The sequence below is a fragment of the Ottowia cancrivicina genome, from assembly GCF_029813755.1.
Taxonomy (GTDB): domain Bacteria; phylum Pseudomonadota; class Gammaproteobacteria; order Burkholderiales; family Burkholderiaceae_C; genus Ottowia; species Ottowia massiliensis.
The window spans coordinates 1-11,394 of record NZ_JARVII010000041.1 but is presented as its reverse complement, the minus strand read 5'-3'; the positions used below and the strand labels follow the sequence as shown (position 1 = coordinate 11,394).

Below are 11,394 nucleotides of genomic sequence, written 5' to 3'. Positions count from 1 at the left end.
GCCCAGGCGGTCGTAGGTGTAGGCGCTGGCGCCTTCTTCGCTTTCGATGCGTGTGATGTGGCCCGCCGGGTTGCGGCTGTAGCGGCGCTGGAGCAAATAACAAATACAAAAACTATTTATTTTACATTTATACTTGATTTTAACATCCGGATTAACATTCAACCCTTGGTACTAATCCATATAACAAAATACAGTACAAACCCCATAAACAACTCTCCAATCAGTAAATCGGCATCAAGCGACAAACCGCTGCTTTCAACAAATAGAGCGCCAACAATATGACAGGCAATCGGCGTAGGTATCACTATAACCCTTAATATTGCGGAACGATTCCAGCATATTGCGGAAACGCACATGAAAATATTATGATGAAAAGAGAGAGCTTCGCAAACATTTTTATCGCCTTAAAATTTAATGAAAAATCTCTCCCAAAAGGCCTCCAAAACTATATTTTTCACATTCACAGTCATCTCCTCCTATACGCATATCAGGCATTGCTTTCTTTATTGCGAAACCTGCCGGAATAGAACGAGTAAAATACTCAGAGCTCTCATACATCCATCTAACAGCAGTCGTACTTTCTTTGAATACTTCTTTTCTAAATGCATTCATTGCGAAATTACCCGGTTTCCTGAGTATGATTTGAGACAAAAATGTGGGTCCTAAGGCTCCCATCGCCCCGCTTACAATAACATCAGTCACATTAATACACTTCAGTGCCGTTGTAATACTAGCTCCTTGTATCATAGCGCCAATAACTTGAAACGAAAGATTCACTCCAACTCCCCCAAGAAAACCAAGGATGCCATATCTCCCCTCTGTATCCATGTAAACCATTGGATTCCCATAGGCATACTGGTAAACATTCAATCTCCGCCAGTCCAATCGGATCCGCCTGTATATACCTGCCAATGCCTGGCGCATAGTCCCGGTTCCAATTCTGATGCAGCCCCGTTTCCGCATTAAAGTATTGGTCCCGCAGCCTCAGGTTGATTTCGTCTTAAGGTGAAGTAATTCTATATTCTCGTCATCCAAATAAAATTTGACCTTACATCTTCACCCAAGTATAAACAAAACTGCTGTTTTTTATTTATCAGCAAGAAGGATCCATTTCCTGACCCAAGCAAATCGGAAATTATGTTATCCATTCTCCCAAACACTCCTCTTCTATATTCGCTTTGCGTGGAAATAGCGAATCCAGAATCATCTGCGCAAAAGTTATTTTTTACAAAACCAAAAACCTGCCTGCTATCTTGAAAACTGATAGCTTTACGCATATTGATATAATTTTCAAAATGATCCAGATCCTTTAACCACTTTTCTATTCCTTTTGATGTCGAAGCAAACTCAATAAATCTACTTCTACGACTATCAATGATGGCGATTCTGGCTATTGCTTTCAATGCTTCCTCAGTGTATTGGTCTGTTCGCTTCATTTTTTCTACCCCATCTATAATTTACATTTTGTTTATTCTTATTGTCATGATTTTGTCATGAAAATTCCCGTCTTTGCCATAAGCATCTGACCAATTATTAGACCCTATTCCTTTTCTTCTTGCAGCTTCTTTTGCTCTCTTCCTAGTCGAATACCATTTACTAATTTGCTGTCTTGCATTCTTGACTGCTGTTAATTTAAAATAATTCAACGGATTAGCGCAACTCATTGCGCATCCCTTGACATTATCTTGCAGCGTGTCATGCCAACAGTCAATCTCTCCTGTCAGGGCATCCCACGCCGTTGCGCGCGCCGTGCATCGCGCTACGCACCGCAAATACCCCCCCAGATGATTGGCACAACTGGAATTTCTCCTGACGGATCAATATATTTGAAAGGATCGTTATATGTATACTGGTAAACATTCAATCCCCCCACCAGCCCAATGGGATCCGCCTGTATATACCTGCCAATACCTGGCGCATAGTCCCGGTTCCAGTTCTGATGCAGCCCCGTTTCCGTATCAAAGTATTGGTCCGGCAGCCTCAGGTTAATTTGCGCCGTCGAGGACAGGTAAATTCTGGCTTTGCCGAAAGCCTCGTAGTTCGCTTTCCGCGTTGTCTCGCCTGCTTTATTAGCGCCAACACGGGCATTCCCGGACGGTCTGCGACCATGTAGTGGTAGCTGGCTTTTTTCAGGTTATTTATCTGCCATCGCAAACCATCAGCATGATTCACGCGCCCATGACAGCAGCAAGCATCAACCCGTAAAAATTATTTTTGCATCTATCGGATAATTTTTCTTTTACTAATATTTCTGCACTTGCTCCCATACCAAACATTAACCCAGCATCCAACCTAGAGCCAGAGCCCTCATTCCTGCCTTTTCATACATTTAAATAGGCAAAACAAGACAAGCCAAACCAATGATCCGAAAATCCCCCTATCCATATCCTGAAGAATATACTTACATCCAGAACAAACAAAGCAATCAACGCGAAAATAATTTGCAAAATGAGCAGGAATCTTATTCTGTAGTCAATCCATATTTGACTTAGCATCTGACTTTGCGCCTCAAAAATAAGCGACCTGAATTTTATAAACCTCAACAGGGTTGACATAGCACATAACAAAGAGCCAGAAATCACCAGAAATCTCTTGACAAACAAGCCGATACTTCCATTGAATGGAGTCAGCGCAAGGGCAGCAATCAGCATGGAAAAACCAATCGACCCCATCAACGAATAACCAGAATCTTTTTTCATTACCTAGGGCAATCGCATGATTTCAAATCCTTGCATTCACAAGGCGTGTTCTTGCAAGCATAAGATGCCACGTGCATATAACATCTCTCAATAGCAATGGACGCCCCTAATCCAACTGACTTTCCGTCGTATCCCACTCCGCTTCCAGCGCCACAAACCCCTTTTCCGTCGGCGCGCGATATTGATCCTGAAATGCTCCCCAGAAAAGTAACTTCCCTAATAAGGAGCAGCTGAACCCGGATAAATTTTTACCGCAATGAGGTCCTCCGCATAAAACAGCAACTCCTTTAAGTCCTGCCGTCAATTGGAGCCCTTGCCCAACCCGCAAACAGGTTCGGACATAAGGACATGCCTCCTCCGTGTTCACATTCAAAAGGGACCCAAAACTATATCAAGCCCCAAAAAGTGCATGAGCCGTAACACCCATCTCTCCGCCAAACCATACTGATTTGCGTTGCGCCAAAGCTCTCTGCGATGGCCTTCCAGCTGGTTTGCCCCTCTTTCGTCGTCGCCAATATGGGCGTTCCCAAATGGTCCGTGTGCAGCCAGTCATAGCGCGCCTTTGGGTCCGTCAGGCTGCCGCCTGGCGTTTCGACTTGCCACACCGGATCAGTGCTCCACAGGCCCTGCTGGGCCGCTACCGAGTTGAAGCCGTAGGCCTTGGTCATTTGCCCCTTCTCGTCGGTTTCGGCTATCAGGCCCAGCGCTTATCATTTTATGACAAGAAGCTCTAAAGGTTTCTGTCCAAAATCATTCAATATAGATAGATCAGCTCCCATTTTTATCAAATACAGCGCGGACAAATAGCTTCCTTGTTCTACCGCCTCATGCAAAGCTGTATACCCATGCTCTCCTTTTTTATTAATAGGAACTCCATGATTCAATAACTCTTCAATCATGTCAACCCTATCCTGACACGCAGCCACATGCAACAAAGTGTCTCCATAACTATTGCAAGCCAATTTATCGGAAACATCTACTCCAATCCAATCCGGATAAGTAGTCACATCTTTAATGAATACATCAAACTCATTAATTCTGGCAATTATCACAGCACTCTCCAATATTATTTAAACAGACATGACAATTGATTAATGTTTAATGAGACATAACAAAATTACAATTCTTGATAACCAATAAAGCTCCTCATTATTTTAATAAAACTATTCTTTTTTGTGATAGCACAAATTTTATTGCATTTAAATTCAATGCCTCAGATCGAATCCACTGATCTGCGCCGGCATTCAACAAAATTACAGCATGCACAAAAGCGTCATTATTTATAGCCATCATTAACAGATTCAATCCAGTAGAACAAAAGATGTTCACATTAGCCCCAGCGGCTATGATTGGCCTCCACATGCGAACCGAAGAAAATCCAGTTTTCCTATAGGGAAAAGAGCAAGAAATATCAACTGATCCTCTTCTTTTTTACATTAACTCTTGCACCATTTTCCAACATAAGATCCAGCAGATCATCCGGGCCAACATTTAAGGCGAATTCAGAGAAATGTTTCAAAAACCTCTCTTTAAATTTTTATATTCAACACTGTTTGAATAAATAGACCGCCAGTCCACAAGATTTAACTTAATTAAATCTATTTGAACTGCCAGCAGGTACTCATGCACTCCATTCATTTTCAATTTCAGCGGCACCCGAAGTAATTTATAGAAATTGCCTCCATACAAATTGGCATCTTTCTTGTGATATCTGCTAGCTGATGAATATGCCCATCGTTGGGGCTTGGGTTATCATCGTAGTCGTGACTCATTGAAAGCCTTAAAGTGTAACCAGCACTTAAAAAAGTCATTTTCTCTTGAGTAATCACACAAGACTCTTTGCAAGGCGCACAGGTCGTCAAAGAATACCAGCCCGGCCCGCGCCGGGCTTTTTCATGGCTGCGCAAACGGCGGCATTTAAAAAACTTCAATCCCGCGCGCTGCGCGAAACATGCGCCCGACACACTGGCAGGCATGCCGCACTGCAAAAACCGGCGGCGGCATTTCATCTTCTTCATGAAACCTTCTGACGAAAGGAAACGCACCATGCTCCAACGCAGCAAATCCTGGCTGGCCGTTGCCCTGATGGCCGCTGCCGCAGCCGCCGCCACGGCGCAAACATCCATGCCCGCATCGGGCGAAGCATCGGCCCAGGCCAGCGAACAACGCGCAAACCCGCGCGAAGCAGACCGCCATGCCGAACGCCGTGCAGAACGCCACGCCAAACGCATGGCCGATCTCAAGCAGCGTTTGCAAATCATCAGCGCGCAAGAAGGCGCGTGGAACCAGCTTGTCAGCGCCATGCAGCCGCCCGCCCGCCAGCCGGAACAAGGCGCTGGCCGGAATGCACTCGAGCGCCTGACCACACCCAAGCGCCTCGACCGCATGCAAGCCATGCAAACCGAACGCCAAAACCGCATGGCCGCCCGCAACCAGGCCATCAAACAGTTCTACAGCCAGCTCAGCGCCGAACAGCAAAAGGTTTTGACCAGCAAACCGCGCGCGGCCACGGCCACGGCCCCAAGCACAGCCCCCATAAGGCATGCGGCGGCAAAGGCCATCACGGCGAAAGCCACGGCGGCAAACACTGAACGCGGCGGCAGGCATCCGCCGCGCGGCATGACTGCCATGCGCCTGACGCTGCTGCGTCAGGCGTTTTTTTGGCCTGCGCCAGCCCGGGCCGGGCGCGATGCGCTACGTTTTCAGGAGCAAATAAAAGGCCCTAAAAACGCCTCTATCGCACGGTTTGACGGGCTTTGCTGCTATTGAATCAGTAGCGAATTAACGGGCCGCTGCGGGGCTGTCGCGCCCAAGCCGCCATCGGGCCGCAAAGCCCATCCGCGATTTACTTTTTGCCGCCAGACTTTGAACTGGCTCCAAGCGGCGCGCCGCAATTCACGCACCGGAATGCAAAATAATTGCGTCTTCTCCCAAAAAAATGGAAGAGGTCTTCGCCTTCCGTTTCCAAGGCTCTCTTTCCGCAATGCGGACACTTGAAGCAAATGAAAATAAAAGTGCAGAGAAAACCCACACAAATAAACGAGACACTCAGTGCCTGAAACAACAGCGCCCCCGTCCTTGTCGTCATGAAAGCCCCGTCAGTAATGAAATTCAGCAGTACGCAAACAAAAAAGCAAAAAAAATAGACCAGCGTCAGGTTCCTGAGTGCGAACATATCAAATCTCCGTTTTTGCCTTGCATTTCATTTTCAACCGGACGGTTTTCAATTGCTCCGGCGTCGCTGATTCCAGAAAATTGCTATCGGCCTGCAAAAATCCATCTGCCGAGCGGCAAATCCATTGGGCAAATCTTTTTCCGTCATCATCGCCATCAAAAAACCAGGTCCAATCATGTTCCACAAAAGACAATTCTGCGTTCAACATGATATTGAATCTTTTTACATAATCCCGTTCCGGTGGATGTTCCTTCTTCATGACGCGCATCAACATCAAATAATCATTCAATCTTACGGAGGAATAATAAATCCTATCCCTGAGATATTCATTTGCCTCATGAAGGCGAAAAGACAGATATCCAACAAGAACAATCATGATGGCTGGCAACAACGCGGCAGCCATCATTTTGCGTTTTTCCATCATTTCAACCCTTTCAAGCGTTGAATCTAAAAATCAGCATGGGCGCACAGGGCATTTTCCATTGTCTTGTCTGGCTAGGGCGGCTCGCGGCCTATTTTACCTTTTTGCTATTTGATTGATAGCAATAGGTCCTAGAGAACCGCGCGCTACCGGGGTTTCTTGAGGTCTGAATTTGCTCTTCTTTCTGGAGCATCTCAGATGATAGTGGGTGACGAGCGCCATCTGTTTTATTGGGCCGCTTGCCCGTCAGGCGTTTTCCAACGCCTGCTTCCAGGGTTTGCAGGGCTTCATCTTCTTTTTCAGGCCGCGTGCGCCAGGGCCATTGCCATTTTTCGTGCTGGCGTTCGCATTGCAGTTGCGCGGGCTGCCAGCTTTGCCAGAGGGCTGCGCCGCAGTAGGCGGTAGAGGTGGCGGCGATGCCGTGGCGGGCATAGCGCGCCAGTGTTTGCGGGGCGGGGTGGCCGAAGCGGTTGCGCCAGCCAGCCTGGGCGATGGCGTGCACGGGGCGCACGGCTTGCAAAAAGGCGTCGGTGGATGAGTGGCGGCTGCCGTGGTGGGGCATGAGCAGCAGGTCGGCGCGCAAGCTGGCGGCGGCGCCCTGACGGGCGCGGGCAGCCAAATCCAGCTCTTGCACGGCGGCAATGTCGCCGGTGAGCAGGGCAGCGCGGCCATTGCGGGCCGTCACGCGCAGCACGCAGCTCAGGGCGTTGCCGCCCGCGCCATCAGGCTGCTGGCGGGCGCGGGCGTAGTCGGCAGGCAGGGGGTGCAGCACGGCAAATTGCACGCCGTCCCACGTCCAGCTTTGGCCAGCCTGGCAGCGCAGGGCGCGGCGTGCGCCGGTGAGGGCGGCGTCGTCAAACGAGGCCATGAGCCAGGCGCGCGGGGCGGCGGCCAGCAGGGCCTTTGCGCCGCCGGCGTGGTCGCTGTCGCGGTGGCTGATGAGGATGCCGTTTGGCTGCTCGCCCAGGGATTGCAGCAGGGGCGCGAGGATGCGGCGGCCCGCGTCGCTGGCGCTGCTGTAGCGCGGGCCGGCGTCATACAGCAGTGCGTGGCGCGCGGTGCGGATGAGCGCGCCGCCGCCCTGCCCGACGTCAGCGGCCAGCAAATCAAAGTGGCCGGGCGCGGGGCGCGGCGGCTGCCACAGCAGCAGGGGCAGCAGCAGCGGCAGGCCCGCCATGCGCCAGCTCCACGGCCAGCGCAGGGCCAGCAGCAGGCCGCCTGCCACGGCGGCCAGCCCCATCCAGGCGGGGGCGGCGGGCAGGGTGAGACTGGCCCAGGGCCAGCCGGCCAGCCACTGAAGCCAGACCACCAGCGGCTCCAGCGCCCAGCTCGCCGCGTGCCACAGCGGCGGGCACACCATGCCGCCCAGCGCCAGCGGCGTGACGATGAAGGTGACCCACGGAATGGCCAGCAGATTGGCCGCCAGCGCCACGGCGGAGGCCTGCCCGAACAGCACCAGCCCCAGCGGCGTCAGCGCCAGCGTGATGCGCGCCTGCTCACGCAAAAAGCGCCGCGCGCGGCGCCACAGGCCGGGCGCTTCATCCGCCCCGGAGGCAAAGCCGCCCGCCGGCCCGTCGCTGGCAAACAGCATGCCCACGGCCACGAAGCTGAGCCAAAAGCCCGGTTGCAGCAGCGCCCACGGCTGTAGCGCCAGCACGGCAGCGCAAGCGGTCAGCCAGGTGGCTTGCCAGGGCCAGCGCAAGCCCGCCAGCCGCAGCAGCGCCACGGCGGCCAGCATCAGCACGGTGCGCTGCGCGGGCACGCCCCAGCCGCTGAGCAGCGCGTAGCCCGCCGCCAGCGCCACGCCGCCGGTCAGCGCCGCCGCCGGGGCGCTGACAACAAGGCACGCGCGCCAGCCCAGCCGCGCGCTGGCGCGCCACAGTCCGCCCACTGCGGCAGCCGCCAGCCAGGCAAACAAGGTGATGTGCAGGCCGGAGATGCTCATCAGGTGCGCCACGCCCGTGGCGCGGAACACGTCCCAGCCGTCCTGGCTGATGGCGTTCTGGTCGCCCACGGCCAGCGCGGCGACGATGCCCGCGAGAAAGGCGCGGTCAGGGGCGCGGTCAGACGGGCGGTCAGGGGCGCGGCCTTCATCCGCCAGTTCTTCATCTGCTTCTTCCTCCGCCGCTGCTTCCGGCGCATGGGCTGGCCTGCCGGAATCCGCTGCATCCCCGCCCTGCCCTGCCAGCCGCGCCAGCAGGCGGTCGCGCAGCGACTGGCGCAGCTGTTCAACGGGATGCGCAAGCGTGCCCGCCAGCCGCCGGGCGCTGGCGGCGTCTTTCACCGAGCCGGTGGCGCGTATGCCTTGCTGCCACAGCCAAAGCTCTGCGTCAAAGCCATTCGGGTTGGCCTCGCCATACGGCGGGCGCAGGCGCGCCGTGAGCTGCCAGCGCTCGCCTGCCCGCAGCGCAGGTGCGGCGCTGCCCGGCGGCACGAACCAGGCCAGTTGCAGTTGCCGGGGAACGTGCAGAGGTGTGTTGCCGGGCCATGTGGCGGCGCTTTCAGCCTCCAGCACAAAGCGCAGACCCGTGGGGCCGCGCTGCGGCATGGCGGCGACGATGCCCGTGAGCCGCACATCGCCCGTTTGCGCTGCGGCAGGCAGCGTCTGCGCCATGCGGGCGGCCATGTGCGCGCCCGCCGAACCCCAGCCCGCCGCCGCGCCGGAAAAAACCAGCAGGGCCAGCGCCAGCGGCTCAAACGCTGGCAGCCAACGGCCATGCCGCAAGCGGCGCAACAACCCGGATGCCAAAGCCGCCGCCACGGCCAGCGCCAAGGCCGCACCGCTGCACTGCGGCGGCACAGGCAAGGCAGCCAGCACCTGACAGGCCGTGCCTGCCACCCAGGCCGCCAGCCACGCCAGCAACCCCGCGCCTGCAGTCTGGGGCTTCATGCGGCGCTTTCAGCGCGGGGGGCTGGCCCGCGCCCGCAAGAACGTTCTCGAAAACGCCTGTAAAAACGCCCATGAAAGCGCCCGCCAGAACATCTGCCAATGCGTTCATTCATGCGCTTGCCTGCGCGCCTGTTTGATTCGCTGTGGGCGGCCATAGTCCATCTTTTTAAAAGCCTGAGAGCCTATCTTCAAAGCTATCCCCAAAGCCCGGCCATGCACCAAATGCAAGCGATCCTGACGAACGCTTCAGCTGAAGTCACGCTGACCTCGTAGCCCTTGCTCAATCTTCTCGATTGGCTCAGCCAGGCAAAAGCTCTCTCCACAATCCAGCGCCTGGGGCTTCACCTCAAAGCCATGCCGCTGACAGAATGATCTATTTGCCATAGTCGCCATGAAAAACTCATATCCAGCGCTGGCGCATGCGTAGCGGCTGCATTGGTCTAGCGGATGGCCAGTCATTCATGCGGGCGGGTTACTCACTTCCGGTTTCTTCGGAAGAAAAACCTTGACTGAAACTTCGCCCGTTAGTCTGTTAACTAAAGTTTCTGTTAATACAACAGCATCTTCTGGGCGTTTTCCCGCAAGATATAATTCAAAAATACCAAAATCACCTTCAAAACCTGAACCAAGCGTCAGATTTTTCATTTTTTCTTTTTCCCAAACATAATTTTTCAAAGCGCTTCGTGTAGCTTCTCGCGCAATGGGTTCCATTTCCTTCAAACTCAGCTTGCGAATTTTTTTTGTCATGGCTGCCATCCTTCCAGACTATCCCCATCCGGGGTAAATATCCGGCGTCTGCCTTCATTATTAAATAATACACTCCATTGCTGTCCCATTGCTTCCAATAAGGCTCTATCTCCTTCTGAAGATCTTAATACATTCCGTTCACTGCCCGGATGGGTATGCGAAGACCAACGCCACCCTTGGCGGGCCAATTCACGCCCTATTTCTGGAGTGACCGGCACGGAAGTGTGATCGCCATGAATAATCAGCCTGCGCCCACCGACAGAGAGTATGGAAAATCCATCTTCAGTGACAGCGACTGATGCAATTCAATTGCGCTGATAAAAATCGTTTTATGCGGTGTTTCATTACTCTAATTCTGATTTTCGCCTAAAGATTGCTGATGTCAAATGATTGGATTCGTTGATATTAGACATAATGAATGGTGAATTTCCTTTTGCCAATAATGAAAAACAAACAACAAACCTTAAGATAACGCCCCTGATTGCACAATATGTGTTCAATGTCATTTCCAGTAGCACGATGACAGCTAATACACACATCTATTATCATCCCGTCATAATTTATTTTCAACAAATTCTTGGAGAATTTTCATACCAGAATCCGTTATCCAGTAGTTGGGCATCCCTGGATTTTCTCCTTTCGCAACAACGTACCCTCTATCAATTAATGAATAAGTCGCATCAAATACCTGCCGTTCGTCCAGATCGCGCCAACCATTCCTCCAAGCCGCTCTGTCAAGAGTACAAAAGTTTAATTTCCCATTATTGGCTCGAATTAATCTAAGGAGTAATATTTCACCAGGCTTTAGCATGTGTCACCTCAGGATGGTAAAGCATATCGCCATTCAATCCATAATCTTCCAGTGTGGCTGTGTGAGCATTGTTCCATAATCTGTGAGCTTCCATTGGGTCCTTTGGAATACCTGATTCCCAACCCAAACGCCTGTATCTGACATATTCCCTCAATTCATGCGTGTAGTAATTCAAGTCCCACTCCGTTGGTTCCAGTGAGCCTTGAGCAATCCTTCTGAGCCGTTCGATCATGAAATTGTTGGCTTCATCTGGTTGAAATCTTGAGACATGTCTTTCCACGACGTCAATTCCCCGATTTGTAATGCGAACGCCTTCGGTGGACAGATTGCGCACAGGTCCGCCTGCTTGCGTCGGGTCAAACTCCCTGCCGCTTGCGACTCCATGAACCATACGTTCTGGGTCGCCATATGCAGAACTTCGCAGGCCATGCCCGCCAGATATGGGAATGTCATTTCCAATATTCCCCGGTGATGTTCTTTCCTGTCTGAAGGGGTTGCGGATGCCACGATACAGCGCCGCTACATCCGCCCCCACATCCCTGCCCAGCCCCGGCATGCGATTGAGCCGCCCAAGCGCTGCGGCTCCCGCTCCGCCCATCATGGCCCCGGCCGCTCCATTGGCATAAAGGTCTGCCGCCATGTCAGCGAGCG

Annotated in this window: 14 protein-coding genes and 2 pseudogenes; 2 read left to right on the top strand and 14 right to left on the bottom strand. The window is 52.8% G+C overall.

What is annotated here, in order from left to right:
* Positions 1–411 precede the first annotated feature (411 nt).
* The 8 genes and pseudogenes from QB898_RS12615 to QB898_RS12585 all read right to left on the bottom strand — a co-directional run bounded on the left by QB898_RS12615 (position 412) and on the right by QB898_RS12585 (position 4,717).
* Complete coding sequence (locus QB898_RS12615; RefSeq protein ID WP_279525232.1) at positions 412–837, bottom strand: hypothetical protein; 426 nt, start codon at positions 835–837, stop codon at positions 412–414.
* Positions 731–982, bottom strand: a complete 252-nt coding sequence (locus tag QB898_RS12610; protein WP_279525233.1) for an RHS repeat-associated core domain-containing protein — start codon at positions 980–982, stop codon at positions 731–733. The genes QB898_RS12615 and QB898_RS12610 overlap by 107 nt, the downstream gene beginning before the upstream one ends.
* Before the next feature lie 34 nt (positions 983–1,016).
* Complete coding sequence (locus QB898_RS12605; protein ID WP_279525231.1) at positions 1,017–1,436, bottom strand: hypothetical protein; 420 nt, start codon at positions 1,434–1,436, stop codon at positions 1,017–1,019.
* Between the two features lie 323 nt (positions 1,437–1,759).
* A pseudogene (locus QB898_RS12600) lies at positions 1,760–2,026 on the bottom strand (RHS repeat-associated core domain-containing protein); the annotation flags it as partial.
* 295 nt (positions 2,027–2,321) lie between these two features.
* Positions 2,322–2,699: a hypothetical protein gene (locus QB898_RS12595; protein ID WP_279525230.1), complete on the bottom strand. Its 378-nt coding sequence runs from the start codon at positions 2,697–2,699 to the stop codon at positions 2,322–2,324.
* 386 nt (positions 2,700–3,085) lie between these two features.
* Positions 3,086–3,367, bottom strand: coding sequence for an RHS domain-containing protein (locus QB898_RS13510; protein ID WP_428982827.1), 282 nt, complete (start codon positions 3,365–3,367; stop codon positions 3,086–3,088).
* 42 nt (positions 3,368–3,409) lie between these two features.
* A complete protein-coding gene (locus QB898_RS12590) occupies positions 3,410–3,706 on the bottom strand; it encodes an ankyrin repeat domain-containing protein (protein ID WP_279525229.1) in 297 nt (98 codons plus the stop codon).
* A gap of 639 nt (positions 3,707–4,345) precedes the next feature.
* Complete coding sequence (locus QB898_RS12585; protein WP_156304242.1) at positions 4,346–4,717, bottom strand: hypothetical protein; 372 nt, start codon at positions 4,715–4,717, stop codon at positions 4,346–4,348.
* A 28-nt stretch (positions 4,718–4,745) separates the two neighbouring features.
* On the opposite strand from QB898_RS12585, the gene QB898_RS12580 reads away from it, so the two are divergent.
* Complete coding sequence (locus QB898_RS12580) at positions 4,746–5,468, top strand: Spy/CpxP family protein refolding chaperone (protein WP_279525228.1); 723 nt, start codon at positions 4,746–4,748, stop codon at positions 5,466–5,468.
* 76 nt (positions 5,469–5,544) lie between these two features.
* On the opposite strand, the gene QB898_RS12575 is transcribed toward QB898_RS12580, so the two are convergent.
* The 3 genes from QB898_RS12575 to QB898_RS12565 form a co-directional block, all read right to left on the bottom strand.
* A complete protein-coding gene (locus tag QB898_RS12575; protein ID WP_279525227.1) occupies positions 5,545–5,874 on the bottom strand; it encodes a hypothetical protein in 330 nt (109 codons plus the stop codon).
* A 1-nt stretch (position 5,875) separates the two neighbouring features.
* Positions 5,876–6,295 carry a hypothetical protein gene (locus QB898_RS12570; RefSeq protein WP_279525226.1) on the bottom strand — a complete coding sequence of 140 codons (420 nt, stop codon included), beginning with the start codon at positions 6,293–6,295 and terminating at the stop codon, positions 5,876–5,878.
* Between the two features lie 91 nt (positions 6,296–6,386).
* Positions 6,387–9,185: a DNA internalization-related competence protein ComEC/Rec2 gene (locus QB898_RS12565; RefSeq protein WP_279525225.1), complete on the bottom strand. Its 2,799-nt coding sequence runs from the start codon at positions 9,183–9,185 to the stop codon at positions 6,387–6,389.
* A 99-nt stretch (positions 9,186–9,284) separates the two neighbouring features.
* Here QB898_RS12565 and QB898_RS12560 point away from each other — a divergent pair, with 99 nt between their 5' ends.
* Positions 9,285–9,458 carry a hypothetical protein gene (locus QB898_RS12560; RefSeq protein WP_279525224.1) on the top strand — a complete coding sequence of 58 codons (174 nt, stop codon included), beginning with the start codon at positions 9,285–9,287 and terminating at the stop codon, positions 9,456–9,458.
* 186 nt (positions 9,459–9,644) lie between these two features.
* Here QB898_RS12560 and QB898_RS12555 read toward each other — a convergent pair whose 3' ends face one another.
* From QB898_RS12555 to QB898_RS12545, 3 genes and pseudogenes are all read right to left on the bottom strand, one after another.
* Positions 9,645–9,932 carry a hypothetical protein gene (locus tag QB898_RS12555; RefSeq protein WP_146007072.1) on the bottom strand — a complete coding sequence of 96 codons (288 nt, stop codon included), beginning with the start codon at positions 9,930–9,932 and terminating at the stop codon, positions 9,645–9,647.
* A gap of 553 nt (positions 9,933–10,485) precedes the next feature.
* Positions 10,486–10,743, bottom strand: a complete 258-nt coding sequence (locus tag QB898_RS12550) for a hypothetical protein (RefSeq protein ID WP_279525223.1) — start codon at positions 10,741–10,743, stop codon at positions 10,486–10,488.
* Positions 10,727–11,394 (bottom strand): annotated as a pseudogene (locus QB898_RS12545) (hypothetical protein); the annotation flags it as partial. The pseudogene QB898_RS12545 and the gene QB898_RS12550, both read right to left, overlap by 17 nt.